The 19,873-nt window shown below is 58.1% G+C and carries 16 protein-coding genes and 1 pseudogene; 10 read left to right on the top strand and 7 right to left on the bottom strand.

The window, feature by feature from the left end; translation table 11 throughout:
• Positions 1–219: 219 nt before the first annotated feature.
• Complete coding sequence (locus tag AC1DXW_RS14005; RefSeq protein WP_477754072.1) at positions 220–687, bottom strand: hypothetical protein; 468 nt, start codon at positions 685–687, stop codon at positions 220–222.
• Between the two features lie 244 nt (positions 688–931).
• On the opposite strand from AC1DXW_RS14005, the gene AC1DXW_RS14000 reads away from it, so the two are divergent.
• Both AC1DXW_RS14000 and AC1DXW_RS13995 read left to right on the top strand, forming a co-directional pair.
• Positions 932–2,503 (top strand): sensor domain-containing diguanylate cyclase, encoded by a 1,572-nt coding sequence (locus AC1DXW_RS14000; protein WP_477754071.1) that lies wholly within the window; start codon positions 932–934, stop codon positions 2,501–2,503.
• A gap of 112 nt (positions 2,504–2,615) precedes the next feature.
• Positions 2,616–4,022 (top strand): DUF1254 domain-containing protein, encoded by a 1,407-nt coding sequence (locus AC1DXW_RS13995; protein WP_477754070.1) that lies wholly within the window; start codon positions 2,616–2,618, stop codon positions 4,020–4,022.
• 35 nt (positions 4,023–4,057) lie between these two features.
• Here the strand turns inward: AC1DXW_RS13995 and AC1DXW_RS13990 are convergent, their stop codons facing one another.
• Complete coding sequence (locus AC1DXW_RS13990) at positions 4,058–4,390, bottom strand: hypothetical protein (RefSeq protein ID WP_477754069.1); 333 nt, start codon at positions 4,388–4,390, stop codon at positions 4,058–4,060.
• A 177-nt stretch (positions 4,391–4,567) separates the two neighbouring features.
• On the opposite strand from AC1DXW_RS13990, the gene AC1DXW_RS13985 reads away from it, so the two are divergent.
• Positions 4,568–5,398: an arylamine N-acetyltransferase family protein gene (locus AC1DXW_RS13985; RefSeq protein ID WP_477754068.1), complete on the top strand. Its 831-nt coding sequence runs from the start codon at positions 4,568–4,570 to the stop codon at positions 5,396–5,398.
• A 55-nt stretch (positions 5,399–5,453) separates the two neighbouring features.
• Here AC1DXW_RS13985 and AC1DXW_RS13980 read toward each other — a convergent pair whose 3' ends face one another.
• Complete coding sequence (locus tag AC1DXW_RS13980) at positions 5,454–5,759, bottom strand: BrnA antitoxin family protein (RefSeq protein ID WP_477754067.1); 306 nt, start codon at positions 5,757–5,759, stop codon at positions 5,454–5,456.
• Positions 5,760–5,762: 3 nt separating this feature from the next.
• A pseudogene (locus tag AC1DXW_RS13975) lies at positions 5,763–6,044 on the bottom strand (BrnT family toxin).
• Positions 6,045–6,300: 256 nt separating this feature from the next.
• Here AC1DXW_RS13975 and AC1DXW_RS13970 point away from each other — a divergent pair.
• The 3 genes from AC1DXW_RS13970 (at position 6,301) to AC1DXW_RS13960 (ending at position 10,153) form a co-directional block, all read left to right on the top strand.
• Entirely contained in the window at positions 6,301–7,818 is a 1,518-nt protein-coding gene (locus AC1DXW_RS13970) for a nucleobase:cation symporter-2 family protein (RefSeq protein WP_477754066.1), read from the top strand.
• A gap of 237 nt (positions 7,819–8,055) precedes the next feature.
• Positions 8,056–8,682: a TetR/AcrR family transcriptional regulator gene (locus AC1DXW_RS13965; RefSeq protein WP_477754065.1), complete on the top strand. Its 627-nt coding sequence runs from the start codon at positions 8,056–8,058 to the stop codon at positions 8,680–8,682.
• Between the two features lie 199 nt (positions 8,683–8,881).
• A complete protein-coding gene (locus AC1DXW_RS13960; RefSeq protein ID WP_477754064.1) occupies positions 8,882–10,153 on the top strand; it encodes an OmpP1/FadL family transporter in 1,272 nt (423 codons plus the stop codon).
• A gap of 105 nt (positions 10,154–10,258) precedes the next feature.
• Here AC1DXW_RS13960 and AC1DXW_RS13955 read toward each other — a convergent pair whose 3' ends face one another.
• Positions 10,259–11,719 (bottom strand): efflux transporter outer membrane subunit, encoded by a 1,461-nt coding sequence (locus tag AC1DXW_RS13955; protein ID WP_477754063.1) that lies wholly within the window; start codon positions 11,717–11,719, stop codon positions 10,259–10,261.
• Between the two features lie 70 nt (positions 11,720–11,789).
• Here AC1DXW_RS13955 and AC1DXW_RS13950 point away from each other — a divergent pair, with 70 nt between their 5' ends.
• Genes AC1DXW_RS13950 through AC1DXW_RS13940 form a run of 3 tightly spaced genes read left to right on the top strand, consistent with a single transcriptional unit; the run spans position 11,790 to position 16,187 of the window.
• The gene (locus AC1DXW_RS13950) at positions 11,790–12,005 is read left to right on the top strand and encodes a hypothetical protein (protein WP_477754083.1); all 216 of its coding nucleotides are present in this window, start codon (positions 11,790–11,792) and stop codon (positions 12,003–12,005) included.
• Positions 11,938–13,047: an efflux RND transporter periplasmic adaptor subunit gene (locus AC1DXW_RS13945; RefSeq protein WP_477754062.1), complete on the top strand. Its 1,110-nt coding sequence runs from the start codon at positions 11,938–11,940 to the stop codon at positions 13,045–13,047. The genes AC1DXW_RS13950 and AC1DXW_RS13945 overlap by 68 nt, the downstream gene beginning before the upstream one ends.
• Positions 13,044–16,187: an efflux RND transporter permease subunit gene (locus AC1DXW_RS13940; protein WP_477760098.1), complete on the top strand. Its 3,144-nt coding sequence runs from the start codon at positions 13,044–13,046 to the stop codon at positions 16,185–16,187. Before AC1DXW_RS13945 ends, AC1DXW_RS13940 begins: the two co-directional genes overlap by 4 nt.
• Before the next feature lie 640 nt (positions 16,188–16,827).
• Here the strand turns inward: AC1DXW_RS13940 and AC1DXW_RS13935 are convergent.
• Together AC1DXW_RS13935 and AC1DXW_RS13930 are read right to left on the bottom strand one after the other, a co-directional pair.
• The gene (locus AC1DXW_RS13935) at positions 16,828–18,018 is read right to left on the bottom strand and encodes an acetyl-CoA C-acyltransferase (protein WP_477760097.1); all 1,191 of its coding nucleotides are present in this window, start codon (positions 18,016–18,018) and stop codon (positions 16,828–16,830) included.
• A 60-nt stretch (positions 18,019–18,078) separates the two neighbouring features.
• Entirely contained in the window at positions 18,079–18,846 is a 768-nt protein-coding gene (locus AC1DXW_RS13930) for a 3-hydroxyacyl-CoA dehydrogenase (protein WP_477756342.1), read from the bottom strand.
• A 351-nt stretch (positions 18,847–19,197) separates the two neighbouring features.
• On the opposite strand from AC1DXW_RS13930, the gene AC1DXW_RS13925 reads away from it, so the two are divergent.
• Positions 19,198–19,873: AraC family transcriptional regulator (locus tag AC1DXW_RS13925; protein ID WP_477760096.1), on the top strand; the 676-nt coding region annotated here is incomplete at its 3' end.

The raw sequence follows: 19,873 nt of genomic DNA, 5'->3' as shown, positions 1-19,873 counted from the left end.
CTGAAGAAGGGCGCTCCAGGGGCGTAATGCCTGTCGGTTAAATGTTTGAACACCACAAACCTTGTGGGAGCGAGCTTGCTCGCGATGACGGTCGCACATTCAAAATCAATGTGTCTGACAGTCCGCTATCGCGAGCAAGCTCGCTCCCACAGGTTTCGTGTGTGAACTGATCGGTATTAGTCTCTGGAGCGCCCTTTTTTATGTGAGTGCTTGCCCCCCCTAAAGCGCCAGCCCTTGTTGCACTACTGCAAGCAGATCGCTTTCCGTCAGCGCCACCGCATCCAGCTGCGCTGTGGCCTGCTCGATCGTTTGTAGCCACCAGTGTGTTTCACCGTGTTCGTCCACGGTACGCAACAGGGCGAATTCGTTGCCTTGGGAGTGAATCTCGACCCGCCCTTCGCCATCGGCGGTGAAGCGTGCAACCGGGTCAAAGGTGAGGCTGTGCTCGTTGCCGGCAATCACCAACTGGTCGATGGCGTAGTCGTAAGCGTCGCCATTGGGGTGGCTCTCGAACACGTGGGTGGGGTTGCGCCGCAGGACCAGGCCCGCTTCGGTCAGGGGCAGCAGCCAGGTTTCTATCCGTTGATACAGTTCGTAGACCTGGCTCGGCCAGGCATCGATCGCCTGATCCGCGCTGGTCAGCCGTGTCTGTTTCAATTTTGCCGCGAGCTCGTCTGCCTTGCTCATGTCGATTCCCTGTGTGGAGTTCAGACTAATCGTAGCTCGTTGATGCGGGGGGCGCGCTTGCCTTGGGTCATGTTTGCGGCACATGCCGGGTGCAGGCGCTGTGCTTGGGCAGCACCCCCGGGCAGGTGTGATACCGCTGGGCAAGTGGCCACCCATTTATCATGGATAACCCCGTAAACTACGGCCCATAAAGATTGAGGGCTTTGGGTCGGTGCCCATGCCTTGCCCCCGACAGGATGAACTTTTGCCCACTCGCTTTAACGACCCGGACCACGCCCCTGGCGTCGCATTGAAACGCATACCGCTGCGCAAGGCCGCGGTGTTGTTCATTGCCACGGTGTGTCTGTGCCTGTGCGGTTTGCTCTACCTGCAACTGGAACAGTCCCGTCGCCATGATCTGAGCCTGGCGCAAGTGGCGTCTTCGAACCTGACGCGGGCCATGGCGCAGCAAGCCGAAGACACCTTCATGAAGGCCGACCTGGTGCTGACCAGTCTGGTGGACTGGATTCAGGTCGACGGTTTCGGCCCGGACCAACGACCACGCTTGCAGCAGACCTTCGCCCGGCGGGTGCTGGCACTGGATCAGTTGCACGGCATCCTGCTGTTCGACCAGAAGGGCCAGTGGGTGGTGACCTCGTTTGAGAACCTGCCCCGGGGTGCCGGGGTCGCGGATCGCGAGTACTTCAAGTATCACCAGCAGAACGTATCGTCGGTGGCGCACATCGGCCCGGCCATCCGCAGCCGGGAAAACGGCGAGTGGATCATTCCGGTTTCCAAACGGGTCAACGACAGGAACGGGCATTTCCAGGGCGTGTTGCTGGCCGGCATCAAGATGTCGTACTTCGACCAGTTCTTCAAAAGTTTCAGCCTCGACGACAACGGCTCGATGTTTCTCGGCCTGACCGATGGCACGCTGTTGGCGCGTCGACCTTTTGTAGAGGCGCAGATCGGCGTGTCGCTGGCCCAGGGCGAGATTTTCCAGAAGTTCCTGCCACTGGCCACCTCCGGCAATGCGATGTTCACGTCCATCATCGATGGTGTGACACGCCTGTACGGTTACCGCCAGCTGGAGGCGTATCCGCTGGTGGTCGCCGCTGCGTCGTCCACGGAGACCATTCTCGCGGGCTGGTACGACACGGCGTTTCGCTCCAGTCTTATCGTTGCCCTGGTGTTGCTGGTCGTGGGTTTGTTCGGGTGGGTGTTCCTGTATCAGGTGCGTGTTGGCGAGCGGGTCGAGTCGGATTTGCGCAGGGCCCAGCAAGCGCTGGAGCTGATCGCCACCCACGACAGCCTGACCGGGCTGGCCAACCGCCGACTGTTCGAGCGGGCGCTGGGCATCGAGTTCGGGCGCGGCGCCCGGCAGGCCAGCCCTTTGAGCCTGATCATGCTCGATATCGATTACTTCAAGCGCTACAACGACACCTACGGCCATGTGGTGGGGGATCACTGCCTGGCCGAAGTGGCACGGGCGCTGAAGAGTTGCTGCCACCGCAAGGCCGATCTGGCGGTGCGTTACGGCGGTGAGGAGTTTGCGGTGCTGTTGCCGGACACCGACATCCACGGCGCCATGACGATTGCCGAGCAGATCCGCCGCAGCGTCATTGACAAGAGCATCAGTCACACCGGCTCGCCCAATGGCTACGTAACGGTCAGTCTGGGTTGCTATTCGTTCGTGCCATCGGGGCGTGACAGCATGGACGTGTTTGTCGAGCGGGCGGATGCGGCGTTGTATCAGGCCAAGCATTCGGGGCGAAACCGCGTGGCAACGTTGTCGATGGCGGGCGGTGTCGAGGCATTGATGCGTTCCGATCGTTGAAGTGTTGTTCCTGCCGGTGGTCCGCCTCTCGGGCCTGGCTGAATTGATCGTCTAGAGTTCCGTTAGCGCTGCCGACCCCGGCAGGCTCCCCCTCGCACGGACGATCGCCAACATGTTGATACCCCAAGCGTTGACAGCCGTTGCTTTGACCGTCGCAGCCGCTGCCATCTTCCCGCTGGCCAGCCACGCGCAATCGAAAATCACTGCCGCAGAAGCTCACGCGATCGGCGTGGATGCCTACATCTATTTTTACCCGCTGCTGAGCATGGACATTACCCGCAAGCAGTTCACCAACATCGAACCGGGCAAGGAATTCGGCAAAGGCCCGATGAACATGTTTGTGAGTGTGCCGCAGTATCCGCCGGCCGAGTTCAAAGGGGTGGTGCGGGCTAATTTCGACACCTTGTATTCGATTGCCTGGCTGGACTTGACCAAGGAACCGCTGGTGATCGCCGCGCCGGATACCGACGGGCGCTTCTACCTGTTGCCGATGCTGGATATGTGGACTGACGTGTTCGCTTCGCCGGGCTGGCGCACCACGGGCACCGAGGCCGGGCAATTTTTGGTGACGCCACCGGGGTGGACCGGCACGGTGCCCGCCGGGATGAGTCATCTGCCGGCACCCACGCCTTTTGTCTGGGTCATCGGCCGTACCAAGACCGACGGTGCGGCGGATTACGCGGCGGTGCACAAGATCCAGGCCGGCTACACGGTGACGCCGTTGTCCCGGTTGGGTAAGGAACCTGAAGCCGTCACCGTGAAGGTCGACCCGGCGGTGGACATGAAAACGCCGCCGAAGATTCAGGTCGATTCCATGTCGGCTGCCAATTACTTCACTTACGCGGCTGACCTGCTGAAGGTGAACCCGCCGCACAGCACCGACCAGCCAATGCTGGCGCAGATCAAGCGTATCGGCATCGAAGCCGGCAAGCCGTTCGACATGGACGCGCTGGACCCGCAGATCCGGGCCGCGCTGCAAACGGTGCCGCAGGATGCGCAGGCCTTGATGACCTGGAAAGTGCCGACCCTGGCGCGGGAAGTCAATGGCTGGTCGATGAACACCGACACCATGGGCGTCTACGGCAACTACTACCTCAAGCGCGCCATCGTTACGCAGATGGGGCTCGGTGCCAACCTGCCCGAGGATGCGATTTATCCGTTGAACATCGGCGACAGTGACGGCAAGCCGCTCGAGGGTGCAAACAAGTACGTGCTGCATTTCAACAAGGGCGAGGCGCCGCCGGTGAACGCCTTCTGGTCGATCACCCTGTATGACCCGGAAGGTTTCCAGGTCGGCAACTCGCTCAATCGTTTTGCGGTCAGTAGCTGGATGCCGTTCAAGGCCAACGCCGATGGCTCGCTGGACCTCTATTTCCAGAACGAAAGCCCCGGCAAGGATCTGGAGGCCAACTGGCTGCCGGCGCCCAAAGGCCCGTTCAACCTGACCATGCGTTTGTACGGCCCGAAAGCCGAGGCGCTGAATGGCCAATGGAACCCGCCGGCGGTCAAGCCGATGTAAGCCCCAGGCGACAAAAAGCAGCCAATGACTGCACGTCATCGGCTGCTTTTGCCTGTCCAGCTGCCCGTCCCGCCGCCAGCACCGCCGGTTCCACCTCCGGGGGCGCCGGTTCCACCACCCGCGCCGCTACCCGGACCATTGACGCCGGTGCTGCCGATTGACGAGCCGGGGCCATGACTGCGGCTGTAGTCACCGGAGGGTGCGCTGGGTCGGTTGTTGTCTGGCCGCATGGTTGGGTTGCGGGTGGCGCCCGATGTCGTACCGGGCGTGCCAGTGCCATTGCCATTGCCGGACGCCGCAAACATGGCCAGGGGCGTTGCCGACAACAATCCCGCCAAGAGCAGCGAAGTCATTCTGATGTTCATCATGGTCGTCTCCAGGGATGAGTCGTTACCTGATGCCGGTGTGTAGGGCTGCGCAAGCGCAGTAGAGTTTTTTCATTTCCGGTGATTGGCTAAATCAATTGTCGGCGGCAGTGCTTGATCCCGTATACATAGCGGCCACTGGCGGAGTAATCCGCCGCTTGCGTGCAAAAGGATTGAGCGATGAGCGAGCCATGCCTGACTGACCGTGCTTTGTATCTGCGACGCCTGGGCTTCGACGCACCTCCGGCACCGACCCTGGAAACCTTGCGCCAACTGCAACTGCGCCATACCGGCGTTTTCCCGTTTGAAAACCTCACCACATTATCCGGCGATCCGGTGCTGATCGACTTGCCGTCCATCGAGCAGAAGGTCTTGCATGACGGTCGTGGCGGTTACTGCTACGAACTCAACAACCTGTTCCTGGCCTTGCTTCAAGCACTGGGTTTCGACGCCCGTGCCATCAGCGGCCGGGTGGTGATGGGCCAGCCGGAGGGCGCCTGGACTGCCCGGACCCATCGCTTGAGCCTGGTTATCATCGATGACGTGCGCTACATCACCGACGTCGGCTTCGGCGGCATGGTACCGACCGCGCCCCTGTTGCTCGATTCCCGCGCCGAACAACTCACCCCTCACGAGCCGTATCGCATCGACCTGCACGTCGACGGCTTTACCCTGCGCGCCAACGTTGCGGGGGAATGGCGAGCGATGTACATCTTCGACCTGCAACGCCAGGAGAATATCGATTTTGCCGTGGGCAACTGGTACGTCTCGACCCACCCCGAGTCGACTTTCGCCGAGCAATTGATGGCGGCGCGCACCGGGGAGGGGTGGCGGCGTACGCTCAACAACGGCAACTTCGCGATCCACCGGATTGGCCACGACAGCGAGCGGCGGCAGGTGACGGATGTGCAGGAATTGATCGGCCTGCTGGGCAGCGAGTTCGGCATTCGCGTACCGGAACAGGCGCAATTGGTGCGGACACTGGAACGATTGATCGCAGCGCCGCAATAGCGGGCTGATCGTAGACATCACCAAGGGCTGATCCGATTGATCGGCCCTTGGTGTTTCAGGGCCGAATACCCGGCTCCATCACCCGTTGAATTTCGCGCAAGGCCTCTGCCAGTTTCTGCTCCAGGCCCTTGAGTTCGGCAGGGGTGAGGGTTGGTTTCAGTTGTGTGGTCTTGCCTTCGTTGAGCAGGGCCCGGCGCAACGTATTGTTGATCGCCGTCTGGTAGCCGTACCCCTCGTTTTCTGCCAGTGCGCGGGCGGCTTCGATGACAGCGTCATCGAGCATGATGGTAATGCGGGTCTTGCCTTTGGCGGGCACCACGGCCCCGCGCCTGGCGTTGCTGAAATCGTATTCGTCTTTCATCGGTCATGCCTCCAGGTACTGACGGCGCTCGCTTTTGGTGGCGATGCGCGCGGAAATGATTCGAACGAAATCCGGATCGCGATGGGTGTACGCGACGACCAGCAATCGGCCTTTGGCATCCCGCCCCAGGGTGATTCAGCGTTGTTCATCATGGTGGTTGTCCTCGATGGTCAGCGCTCGTTCGTCATGGAATACCGGTTCAGTCTCTGCGAGGCTGATGCCTTGGTGCTTGAGTTTGTTGGCTGCGTTCTTTGCCTTGTGGAACTGAATTTCGAATGGCTTCATTATGCATACTTTATATGTATATAGAAGAGGCGGGCCTTACCGATGGTCGCCAGGAATTCGAAAGACTAGCCAGCACCCGCGTTTGGACAGGGAGGGATGTATTTCAAGGTTTTTTGGCGGGGCCTGGAGGGTGGGTAGCAGGTGGAAATGGACAGGTATCCATTTTGTGACTGATAAGTTGTATACAACTCTATAGACATTTGTCCTGACTATTGCATACAGTGTGCGAATAACAAAAACCAGGGAACCCCCTACCATGAAAACGCCCCATGTTTCACACCAACGGCCCGAGGACGAAAATCTTGGGATCGGCGCGAATATGGCTTATGGCCTGCAACATGTTCTGACCATGTATGGCGGTATTGTCGCGGTGCCATTGATCATCGGCCAGGCGGCCGGGCTCTCGCCGGCGGACATCGGTTTGTTGATTGCTGCTTCATTGTTTGCGGGGGGGCTGGCAACGTTGCTGCAAACCCTGGGTTTACCGTTTTTTGGTTGTCAATTGCCGCTGGTACAGGGCGTGTCCTTCTCCGGCGTCGCGACCATGGTGGCGATTGTCAGCAGTGGCGGGGAGGGCGGGTTTCAGTCGGTGTTGGGTGCGGTGATAGCGGCGTCCCTGATCGGGTTGCTGATAACCCCGGTGTTCTCGCGTATCACCAGGTTCTTCCCGCCGCTGGTGACCGGGATCGTGATTACCACCATCGGCCTGACGCTGATGCCGGTAGCCGCGCGCTGGGCTATGGGCGGCAACAGCCACGCGCCGGAATTCGGCAGCATGGCGAACATCGGTCTGGCGGCGGTGACATTGGTGCTGGTGCTGCTGCTGAGCAAAATCGGCAGTGCGACCATCTCCCGCCTGTCGATTCTGCTGGCCATGGTCATCGGTACGGTGATCGCGGTGTTCCTCGGCATGGCGGATTTCTCGTCTGTAACCCAGGGCCCGATGTTCGGCTTCCCGACGCCGTTCCATTTCGGCATGCCGACCTTTCACTTCGCTGCGATCCTGTCGATGTGCATCGTGGTGATGGTGACGCTGGTGGAAACTTCGGCGGATATTCTGGCCGTCGGTGAGATCATCGGCACCAAGGTCGATTCCAGGCGCCTGGGCAACGGTCTGCGTGCCGACATGCTGTCGAGCATGTTCGCGCCGATCTTCGGATCCTTCACCCAGAGCGCTTTCGCCCAGAACGTCGGCCTGGTGGCGGTCACCGGCATCAAGAGCCGCTACGTGGTGGCCACTGGCGGTCTGTTCCTGGTGATCCTCGGCCTGCTGCCGTTCATGGGCCGGGTTATCGCCGCCGTGCCGACCTCGGTACTGGGTGGCGCCGGCATCGTGCTGTTCGGCACCGTCGCGGCCAGCGGCATTCGGACCTTGTCCAAGGTCGACTACCGCAACAACGTCAATCTGATCATTGTCGCCACCTCCATCGGCTTCGGCATGATCCCGATCGCGGCGCCGAACTTCTACGATCACTTCCCAAGCTGGTTCGCGACCATTTTCCATTCGGGCATCAGCTCGTCAGCGATCATGGCTATCGTGCTGAACCTGACCTTCAACCATCTCACCGCCGGTAACTCTGACCAGCAATCGGTGTTTGCGGCCGGTACCGAGCGGGTGCTGCGTTATCAGGATCTGGCGGCGTTGCGCGAAGGGGACTACTTCAGCGACGGTAAACTGCACGATTGCGACGGCAAGGAGATTCCGGTGCTGGAATCGGAACACGGCGTGGCAGAACCACGGGCGGTGCACGCGAAAAGCAGTGAGCATGTCTAAAGGCTGGTAGATCAAAAGATCGCAGCCTGCGGCAGCTCCTACATGGAACTGCCGCAGGCTGCGATCTTTTGACTTTATGAAAAACTACAAAAAAGCCCCTGATCMTTTCGATACCCCATGAACAGGGCCGCAGCATGTGTGATCGCTCGGAAAAGTCGTTCAAAACGGTCGATTTGTGACTATAAAACTAATCGGTCACAAGTTGTCAGTCTTCGATAGGGTGAGTAAGCTGTGCTCATGAATCAGCCATCAAAATCTTCATCTTCGCCCAGCCCCCGTGGCCCAGCCGATCACGACATTCGAGACCAGATTGTCGCGGCGGCCAATGAACATTTCAGTCAGTACGGCTACGGCAAAACCACGGTTTCCGACCTGGCAAAGGCCATCGGGTTTTCAAAGGCCTACATCTACAAATTTTTTGATTCCAAGCAGGCGATCGGTGAAGCCATCTGCGCAAATTGTCTGGCAGAAATCGTCGCGGCTGTGGAGCAGGCAATCAATGTAGAAGACCTGTCGCCGACGGAGCGCTTTCGACGCTTGGTCAAAACTGTGATCGCCACAGGTGTGAATCTGTTCTTCAACGACCGAAAACTGTATGACATTGCAGCGTTCGCGGCGTCGGAAAGCTGGCCCAGTTCGCAGGTTTATGACGCACAGATCAAACACTTCGTGTTGCAAATCGTGCGGGAAGGGCGAGAAATTGGCGAATTTGAACGCAAGACTCCACTGGACGAGACAGTAGAAGCGATACATCTCGCGCTGCGGCCATTCGTCAATCCTTTGCTGCTGCAGTACAACCTCGATTTCGTCGAGGAAGCGCCCACGCTCACCTCCAACCTCATCTTGCGTAGCCTCATGCCTTGACCCTCGGCTAAAGGTTTACGGCATACCCGGGTAAGCACCAGATCATCAAAACGGCTTTTCACTTTGCCCTTCTTCTCATCCGTCGAAGGGCATTTTATTTATCTGCTTTGTGACTATTGACTGAATTGGTCACATGAATAAGTATGGGGATGCGTCGCTTCTACTGTTTCATCTCAGTGATACCCATAGAGTTCAAACAATGCAAACAATATTGCTCAAGAGCCCATTGGGCCTTGCTGTCGTGCTCGCATCCTCAAACGTTTTTGCAAGCGGCTTCGCTCTCAATGAACAAAGCATCAGTGGGATGGGATCCGGGTTTGCCGGTCGCTCCTCCTCCGCTGAAGATGCGAGCACGGTCTTCGGTAATCCCGCGGGAATGTCCCGCTTGAAAAGAGAGCAGGTCAGCGTGGGGGCGGCGACGCTTTTCGCCAAGTCCGACATAAGCCAGACCCGCAGTACATTCGGAGGTCAGGAAGATGGTGACATGGTGCCCACGACCACGGTGCCTATGGGTTACTACGTCAAACCCATCGATGAGCATTGGGCGTTCGGTGTTGGTTTTTATGTACCGTTCGGTCTGATGACCGATTATGGCAGCGGTTATGCCGGGCGTTACTACGCCAACAAAAGCGAGGTCACGACACTTACGTTCCAGCCCACCGTCAGCTATGCCTTTAACGACAAGGTTTCGATCGGGTTCGGTCCGACCATCAACCGTATCAGCGGTGAGCTGTCCGGTATGGTGCCCAACCCACTCAGTCCTGGTCGCAACGACGGAAAACTCAAAAGCTCTGGCGACGACACGGCCCTCGGTTTCAACGCCGGTATCCTGGTGCAGGCTACAGACCGAACCCGTTTGGGCATGACCTACCATTCCAGGGTCAGTTATCAATTGGATGCCAAGACCAAGGTCACTGACGGCATCTTTAGCGTGTTGGGGGTCAGCGGCCGGAGTTATGACGCTTCGCTGGATGTGGATACACCAGAGTCAGTGGATTTCTCGGTGACTCATCAGCTTGATAACGACTGGACCCTCTACTTGGGGAGCACCTGGACTCGCTGGAGTCGCTTCAAAGAGTTAACCATCGAGAACACAGGTTTACCCCCTGCGTTGAGCGGCGCGCTAGGCACCATTACCGAAGAACAGAATTGGCACGATACATGGGCTCACGCTATTGGTACGGCGTATCAACTGAACAACCAATGGGTACTTCGCGCAGGTTTGTCGGTTGATCAGTCGCCCACCAACAACACCAACCGGGGACCACGCATTCCTACAGGCGACCGGAAGGTTATCAGCTTCGGTGCTGGCTGGACTCCGGCGGACAACGTCACGATCGATGTTGCTTATTCCTACCTGTGGGAGGAGAGCGTGCAGGTCAACGAAACCTCGCCGACCAGAGGTGCATACAGTGCCAAATACAAGAACAGTGCGAGCGGGCTCGGTACTTCTGTCAGTTACCGTTTCTAGTTGAGTACTGTTACACGATAACTGTCCGGTCGGGAGCACGCGTTGCCTCCCGACCTTTAAGAGCACATCTCGAGCCTTTCTGTAGTGCTACGTCACCTTATCAGGTCATCGTGTCGCAACAGGCTGGGCTTCAAGAGGTTGCCAGCCACCACCTAGCGACTTGAATGCCGCAACCGCCGCTCGTGCCGATTCCGTTCGTGCTTGCGCTCGGGCATCAGAAGCCTGCAGCATCGTCTCGTCGGCGTGCAGCACATCGATCAGGCTGGCCGTGCCTTTCTCATAGGCAATGAACGACGATTGGCGAGCCTGCGTCAGAGACGCCTCTCCCCCGGTGAGGATGGTTGCTTGAGCTTCCCGATTCACCAGGGCGGAGAGCGCGTTCTCGACATCCTCGGTGGCGCGCAGCACGGACTGACGGTAAGCGGCCAGGGTTTCGGCTTCCTGTCCCTTGGCTTGGTCGATTTGGGCGTTAATACGACCGAAGTCGAAGAGTCTCCAGCGTAGACCCAATACGCCCGCCGACTGGCTGGCGCCGCTGGTGAAAAGGTTGCCTGCGGATACAGCCGTGGCACTGCCCAGCAATGCGCTAAGGGAGAATTTCGGGTAGTACTCGGCAATCGCCTCCCCGATGCGTGCGTTTGAGGCGGCGAGACGGCGCTCAGCCACAATGAGATCTGGTCTGCGGCGCAGCAAATCGGCCGGCGTTCCCATCGCCTTCAACTGCGGTGCTACAGGAATGCTCCCCGCACTTGCCAGTTGCGTGCGGTGAGTGCCAGGTGGCGTGCCGAGCATCACATCCAGCGCATTCATGGCAGCATCCAGACCGGTCTGCAGGACCGGCACTGTCGCTTGGCCCTGCGATAGCTCCCCCTCGGTCTGGCGAACCTGGTAGTTGGCGGCGAGCCCCTTGCTGTAGAGCAATTGGACTTTCTCTAGTAGCGCCTGCTGCGTTTTGACTTGCCGATTCGCAATGTCCAGCCGGGCCTGCAGTCCGCGGATAGTGATGTAGATATCAGCGGTCTGCGCGGCGATGGCCAGTCGTGTGGCAGCGGCGCCCGCCTGGGAAGCCTGGTACTCGGCCAGGGCAGCCTCGCGTGCGCGGCGCAATCCGCCAAAGACATCTGCCTCCCAGCTGGCATCGAGGTTGGCCTCGTAGGAACTTGCGTACCGATCATTGCCAGGCGTTGAGTTCAACACCTGGCCGAGCGGCGTCTCGATTGACTGGTAGGAGCGCGCGGCCTGTCCGCTGATGTTCCCTGAGGGGAGTAAAGCGGCATTTGCAGCACCTAGTCCGGCCCGCGCCTGCGTGACTCGCGCCGACGCCTGCGCCAGGTCCAGATTCTGCTCAAGCGCCTTGGAGATGAATTCGGTTAGCACTGGATCGCCAAAGCCTTCCCACCAGGCTGCAAGGCTGGTCGGCGTCGCTCCACGCCGCTGTTCGACAGAGAGCTGACCCAGGTAACGATCCGAAAGCGGAGCCTCTGGACGATGGTAGTCCGGACCGACCGCGCAACCTGCCAATAAGCCGGCGCTGACCAAAAGAGCAATGGGACGGAGGGGCGGCATTGAGATTCCTTCGATAGAGGATGTTTGTGACCATATTACGCAATAGTCACACTCTGTCAATTGAGGCGATTTGAGCAAATTTTTGGTTTTCCTCGTTGATAACGGCGGTTTCTGTGTTGAGCTTGAGACACTGGATGTTTCATGGTTTGTGACCATTGACACTTATAGTCACCTGGCTGAGAATATGACGCTCGTCCTATTTTTAAGTAAGGGAACCTATGCGCCGGCTTCGACCTTTCCCTATTGCCGCTTGCTTGTTGCCTCTCGTCCTGACGGCGTGCGGTGATTCATCCACCGTTGAAGATCCACGCACGCATGCCCCTTTGGTGAGGTCCACTGCTGTTCAGGCTTCGTCCGACGTCTCGCGTTCCTTCACTGGTGTAGTGGCTGCCCGCGTCCAGGGCGACCTTGGCTTTCGGGTATCAGGCAAGGTACTTGAGCGTCTGGTTGATACCGGTCAGACCGTTAAACGTGGTCAGCCACTCATGCGCCTCGACCCAATCGACCTGGGGTTGCAGGCGCGAGCACAGCAAGAGTCGGTCATAGCGGCTCGGGCCCGAGCCAGGCAGACAGCCGATGACGAGGCGCGATACCGCAGTCTGGTTGCCGCAGGCGCTATTTCTGCATCGGCCTATGACCAGATCAAAGCCGCAGCCGATACCGCAAAGGCGCAGCTCAGCGCTGCAGACGCGCAGGCTGACGTTGCCCGTAATGCTTCTGGTTATGCGGTGCTGTTTGCGGATTCCGACGGCGTTGTGGTGGAGACGCTCGCCGAGCCAGGACAAGTTGTCAGCCCGGGACAGCCCGTGGTTCGACTGGCGCGGGCAGGGCAGCGCGAAGCGATCGTGCACCTGCCCGAGACGTTGCGCCCCGCAGCAGGATCCACCGCGCAGGCGACGCTTTATGGCAATGCCACGGATGCTGTTACAGCGAAGCTGAGGCTGCTTTCTGACTCGGCCGACCGAATGACACGTACCTTCGAGGCGCGGTATGTGCTTGACGGCGCGCTGGCCAATGCACCGATAGGTTCGACCGTCACGCTTCGGATCGCTGAGGGCACCACGCAAGGGCAGGGGCTGCAAGTACCGATCGCAGCCGTTTATGACCCAGGCCAAGGCTCTGGCGTGTGGGTCATCGCCGGTACACCGGCGAAGGTGGCCTGGCGACCTGTACAAGTCCTGGGCTTGAGCGACGACACAGTGCGAGTCGCGGGCGACCTTAAAGTCGGCGAGCAGATCGTAGCGTTAGGCGCACATCTGTTGCGCGAAGGTGAAGAGGTGAGATTGCCTCAACAGGATGGCGTCAAAGTTGCCGGGGGTCGTCCATGAGCGAGGGGCGCTTCAATCTTTCCGCGATCGCCGTTCGTGAGCGCTCTATCACGGTATTTCTGATCTTCCTGATTGCCGTTGCGGGCATCTTGTCGTTCTTTCAGCTGGGGCGTGCGGAAGATCCTCCGTTTACGGTCAAGCAGTTGACGGTCATTACCGCGTGGCCGGGCGCCACGGCACAGGAGATGCAGGATCAGGTAGCAGAGCCACTTGAAAAACGCCTGCAAGAACTGAAATGGTACGACCGCACGGAAACCTACACCCGTCCTGGCCTTGCTTTCACGATGGTGTCACTGCTCGATAGTACGCCGCCCTCGCAAGTGCAGGAGGAGTTCTATCAGGCGCGTAAAAAACTCGACGACGAGGCCAGGAAGCTGCCGGCGGGTGTCATCGGGCCAATGGTCAACGACGAGTTTTCGGACGTGACATTTGCGCTTTTCGCCCTGAAAGCCAAAGGCGAGCCGCAGCGACTGTTGGTGCGTGATGCAGAGTCGTTGCGCCAACAACTTTTGCATGTGCCGGGCGTGAAGAAGGTCAACATCATTGGGGAGCAGCCCGAACGTATCTTTGTTTCCTTTTCGCATGATCGGTTGGCCACCTTGGGTGTATCTCCTCAGGACATCTTTGCCGCGCTGAATAATCAAAACGTGCTCACGCCCGCCGGTTCGATCGAAACCAATGGGCCACAGGTCTTCCTCCGGCTGGATGGCGCCCTCGATAAGGTGCAAAAGATTCGTGACACACCCATTGCGGTTCAGGGGCGCACGCTCAAACTCGCCGACGTGGCGACGATCGAACGTGGGTATGAAGATCCGGCAACCTTTCTCGTGCGCAATAACGGTGAAGAAGCCTTGTTGCTGGGGATCGTGATGCGTGAGGGCTGGAACGGCCTTGACCTCGGCAAGGCGTTGGACGCGGAGACGGTCAAGATAAATGAAGGCATGCCTTTGGGCATGACGCTCTCCAAGGTCACCGATCAATCTGTAAATATCGATTCGGCCGTCGGCGAGTTCATGGTCAAATTCTTCGTCGCGCTGCTTGTGGTGATGCTTGTCTGCTTTCTCAGCATGGGCTGGCGGGTAGGCGTTGTGGTCGCTGCGGCGGTGCCATTGACGTTGGCCGTGGTGTTTGTGGTGATGGCGGCCACAGGAAAGAACTTTGACCGTATTACCCTCGGCTCGTTGATTCTGGCGCTCGGACTGCTGGTGGACGACGCCATCATCGCTATCGAAATGATGGTGGTGAAAATGGAAGAGGGCTACGACCGCATCAAAGCTTCCGCGTACGCCTGGAGTCATACGGCCGCGCCGATGCTTTCCGGTACGCTGGTGACGGCTATCGGCTTTATGCCCAACGGCTTCGCGCAATCGACAGCCGGCGAGTACACCAGCAACATGTTCTGGATCGTGGGCATTGCCCTGATTGCCTCCTGGGTGGTTGCGGTCGCTTTTACCCCATACCTGGGGGTGAAGATGTTACCGAACATCAAGAAAGTCGAGGGTGGTCACGCGGCCATCTACAACACCCCTAACTACAACCGCTTCCGCCAGGTTTTGACGCGAGTCGTCGCTCGCAAATGGCTGGTGGCCGGCATTGTCATCGCTTCGTTTGTCGTGGCGATCCTCGGCATGAGCCTGGTCAAGAAGCAGTTCTTTCCTACCTCGGACCGTCCCGAGGTATTGATTGAAGTGCAAATGCCTTATGGAGCCTCCATTGAGCAGACCAGCGCCACCACCGCCAAGATAGAGACCTGGCTGCAAAAGCAGGCTGAGGCAAAGATCGTAACGGCCTATATCGGGCAAGGCGCGCCGCGCTTCTATCTGGCAATGGCGCCGGAACTCCCTGATCCGTCGTTCGCGAAGATTGTGGTGCTGACGGACAGCCAGGAGGCGCGCGAGACCCTCAAGTTCCGTATCCGCGAAGCGGCGGCCGAGGGACTTGCCCCAGAAGCGCGTGTCAGGGTGACTCAGCTTGTGTTCGGGCCGTACTCGCCATTCCCTGTTGCCTACCGGGTGATGGGACCTGATCCGTCAACGTTGCGCGAGATTGCGGGCCAGGTACAGGACGTGTTGCAGTCGAGCCCGATGATGAGAACCGTCAACACCGATTGGGGGCCGCTGACGCCGACGCTGCATTTTGCTCTGGATCAGGATCGCCTGGAGGCGGTGGGGTTGACGTCAAATTCAGTCGCGCAGCAATTGCAGTTCCTGCTGGCCGGAGTACCGATCACCGCGGTTCGTGAGGACATTCGTTCGGTGCAGGTGGTTGGTCGCGCAGCGGGTGATATCCGGCTCGATCCCGCCAAGATAGAAGGCTTTACGTTGGTAGGTACGGCGGGTCAGCGGATTCCGTTGTCCCAGGTGGGAGCGGTCGATGTGCGTATGGAAGATCCGGTCCTGCGGCGTCGTGACCGCACACCGACCATCACCGTGCGTGGTGACATTGCCGAAGGCTTGCAGCCACCGGACGTCTCGAGCGTGATCATGAAGGAGCTACAGCCGGTCATCGACAAGCTGCCTGGCGGATACCGGATTGAGCAGGCGGGTGCAATCGAGGAGTCGGGCAAGGCCGGTAAAGCGATGTTGCCGCTATTCCCGATCATGATTGCCATGACGCTGCTGGTCATCATTGTGCAGGTCCGTTCGATCTCGGCGATGATCATGGTGTTCCTCACTTCGCCACTGGGGTTGATTGGTGTGGTGCCGACACTGCTTATCTTCCAGCAGCCGTTTGGTATCAACGCTCTGGTCGGTCTAATCGCCCTTTCGGGCATTTTGATGCGCAATACGCTGATTCTGATTGGGCAAATCCATCACAACGCGCAAGAAGGGCTGGACCCGTTTCATGCAGTGGTCGAAGCCACGGTACAACGTGCCCGCCCGGTACTGCTGACAGCGCTGGCGGCAATCCTGGCATTCATTCCGCTGACACACTCCGTCTTCTGGGGGACGCTGGCCTACACGCTGATCGGAGGCACGTTCGTCGGAACCATCATGACGCTGGTGTTCCTGCCAGCGATGTACGCCATCTGGTTCAAGATCCGTCCTGACAATACGGGTCAAACTGAAACAGCGAATAAGCAAGCAAGCCTGGTGGATAGGACGCCACCCCGTCCTCTCGTCGATCACCAGACTCTGTAGGAGCGAGCTTGCTCCGGGCGGCGTTCCGACGATGGACTCAAGAGCGCCGCGTTTAGCCAGTAAATTCGCGTTATCGTTAACGACCATCGCGAGCAAGCTCGCTCCTACATAAGGGGGCTCCCTTTTATCGAACTGACCTTTATCCCGGGCTCTACCCTTGAAACGGCTGGTACCCACCGGGATTCCACGGAACGCCAAAACGAAAAAACCCGCCAGAAGGCGGGTTTTTCGGTGGTTTCAGAGATTTTGAAAGCCTTCTCTGGAACCTTGTCTGGCTCCACGACCTGGACTCGAATAGAAAAATAAGCACCTGTTTTACAATGAAATTATGCTGATTTTTAGTATTCATATCCCTACGATTATCCTAATCAAGCCCGTATTTTATTGGAGTTCTTTCGATATCCCATGAGCACGGCAGCAGCAAGCTGTTGACGTCGACGTCGAATTGACCCATTTACTGAAGCAAGACTGACCCACCTCTAAATCTGCACAAATCCCGTATAGGCAATGCTTCGAGAGGAACAGACTGGGTCAGTGGCGTCTCGGCAACTGGGTCAATTCGGCATCGGTGCCAACACCTTTAGGCAAAAAAGATGCCCGATGCGCAGCGGGGGACTTATTACAGCCAGTCAACGCTTCTCTATGAGAGGAGTTCGATAGCAATCGCGGTCGACTCACCGCCACCAATGCATACAGACGCGATGCCACGCTTTAGCGCGTTCTGCCTCAAGGCATTTACCAACGTAACAACAACACGCGCGCCTGACGCGCCAATCGGGTGCCCCAAAGCGCATGCCCCACCGTGGACATTTAATTGCTCATGTCCGACGTTCAAGTCTCGGATAACAACCATGGGCACCACGGCAAAGGCCTCATTGATCTCAAAGAGATCAACATCCTGCATTGACCAGTTGGTTCGCTCTAGCAAGCGTTTAATCGCACCGACCGGAGCGGAGGCAAAGAGGCCGGGAGCGTGCGCGTAGGATGCATGACCTGCTATCCGGGCCAACGGTGTAAGGCCTCTACGCTCGGCTTCAGACAAGCGCATCAGCACGAGGGCAGCCGAGCCATCCGAAATAGAACTGGAGTTCGCCGCAGTCACCGTCCCGCCTTCGCGAAACGCAGGTTTCAAYGTAGGAATTTTGTCGATCCGGGCCTTACCCGGCTGTTCATCGCTTTCAATCGAAACCGTCTCACGGCCAGACGAAGCCAGCACAGGGACAATCTCGTCCYGGAAACGCCCTTCGGTGATTGCCTTCTGAGCTCGGGTCAACGAGCTGATCGCAAACTCATCCTGCTGGTCTCGAGTGAATCCATAACTCTGAGCACAGTCTTCGGCGTATGTGCCCATGAGCCGGCCTTTCTCGTAGGCATCTTCCAACCCATCGAGAAACATATGATCAATGATTTTACTGTGGCCCATTCGATARCCTGAGCGAGCTCGCTCCAACAGGTAGGGAGCGTTTGACATGCTTTCCATACCTCCGGCAACCACCACTTCCGCGCTCCCGGCATGGAGAAGGTCGTGGCCGAACATCAGCGCTTTCATGCCWGAGCCGCACATCTTGTTGACTGTTGAGCACACCACTTGCTCCGGAAGATTCGCCAACAGGGCAGCTTGGCGAGCCGGAGCCTGGCCTTGCCCAGCTTGTAGCACGCATCCCATGATGACCTCGCCAATGTCACTGGGCTGCAGGCTGGCTCGTTCCACGGCGGCGCGAATTGCAACCGCACCCAGCTGCGCAGCGGTGACTTCCTTGAAATTCCCAAGAAAGCCTCCTAACGGAGTTCGGRCAGCACTGACAATGACGATAGGGTCGGTATGGCTCATAACTGAATCCTCTGTTTCATGTTGGGGGGCTTGTGCCCGATCACAGACCTTTAGCTCGAGCTATTTCGCGGCCATTCTCAAAGCACCATCCAAACGAATCACCTCACCATTGAGCATGGAGTTTTCGATGATGTGCGCTGCCARCGCCGCGTACTCGGAGGGCCGTCCCAGCCGTGGAGGGAACGGCACATTGGCTGCCAATGATGCCTGCACGTCCTGAGGCATACCCGCCATCATCGGGGTCTCAAATATTCCGGGTGCAATGCACATAACACGGATGCCTGAACGAGCCAGGTCGCGTGCCAATGGCAATGTCATGGCAGCCACTCCACCTTTGGACGCGGCGTAAGCGGCTTGGCCCGTCTGACCGTCAAAAGCTGCGACAGAGGCCGTATTTATGACTACGCCGCGCTCACCTTCTTCATCGGGCTCTCCTCCCGCCATAGCCTCAGCAGCAAGGCGAACCATGTTGAAGCTACCGATCAAATTGATTTCGATAGTTCGGCGAAAACTCTCAAGCCCATGTGCGCCATTACGGCCTAAAACCCGTTCGGCTGGAGCAACCCCCGCGCAGTTGATCACCCCATGCAACGCGCCAAAGACGCCTACTGCAGAGGCAATTGCTGTACGGCAATCAYTTTCACTGGTGATGTCTGCTCGCACGAAAATCGCACGTTTTCCYAGCTCGTCAGCGCGAGCTACACCAGCGGCTTCGTTCACATCGACCAGCACCACGTTTGCACCCCGGTCCACCAACTCACGCGCCGAAGCCAGCCCGAGTCCAGAACCTGCGCCAGTAATCAGGAAGACTGAGTTTTCGATGCGCATGATGTTTCCTCACAAATTGGCAGTGCCGCATAGCCGGCCGCCGGTTTACTTCAGGTGTAAGCCACGCTGGAGATTCTTAAACGGATATTGTCGGTGATCAGTGGCCCCGACAATGCTCAAACGCCTCAGCTTGGTTGAATGCTTTGGATAATCGAGGCCAGGCATCGAGGGCTAGAAGGAGGGGTTGCAAATGGGCTCCCTGCTGACAAAACCTTCGGGTTGACATGCAATGCCGTGAAGCTGGAACGTAGATAAATAATTCAGGCTCGTCAGGTTGCTCAAAGCAGAGACCTGCCGAAGAGATTTGAAAATCAGCATAAAGTCAGATTTCAACTGCGCAGAGGAATAAGCATGCTCATCCAGGACAAGGGAACTACTTCGATTGGATTGGTGCATGAAGCCCTCGATGGCGCATTGCGACGCCAACTGGACACATCCATCGCATTGCAGCAAGCGCGTATAGATCCGGAACTCCTCACTTCTCCCCAGGCCAGGGTTTCGGCGGCTGCATTTTCTCGCCTGTGGGTCGCTCTTTCAGATCTACTCGACGATGAGTTTTTCGGAATCGATAGCCATCCAATGCGACGAGGTAGCTTCCGATTGATGTGCCAGGCTTCGATTGACTGCGAGTCGTTAGAGCAAGCGTTGCGGCGGATTCTGAAATTTCTACGCCTCGTATTGGACGATATTCACGGTGAGCTGAGGCTTGAAGACGACTCCGCCGTCATCGTTATCCATGACAAAGGAATTGAGCGCCGCCTCTTTAGCTACGGAACATGGCTGATCTTGGTACATGGATTGCTCTGCTGGCTGGGCAACAGACGCATTCCGATAAAGGAACTCTGCTTTAGACCGAATCGACCGCTCGACGATAGCGACTATCGGATGCGCTTTTGTGAAGAAATTCAGTTTGGCGCTCCAGTTACGATGATTCGTTTTGACCGTATTTTTCTAAGCCTCAAGGTCGTGCAAAACAAGGCGAGCCTATCGACGTTCTTGAAAGAGTCGCCTGCTAGTCTGTTGGTAA

The sequence above is a fragment of the Pseudomonas sp. P4_C4 genome (genome assembly GCF_056402055.1).
The sequence above is the reverse complement of the archived record's forward strand: the minus strand, read 5'-3'. Positions and strand labels throughout refer to the sequence as shown.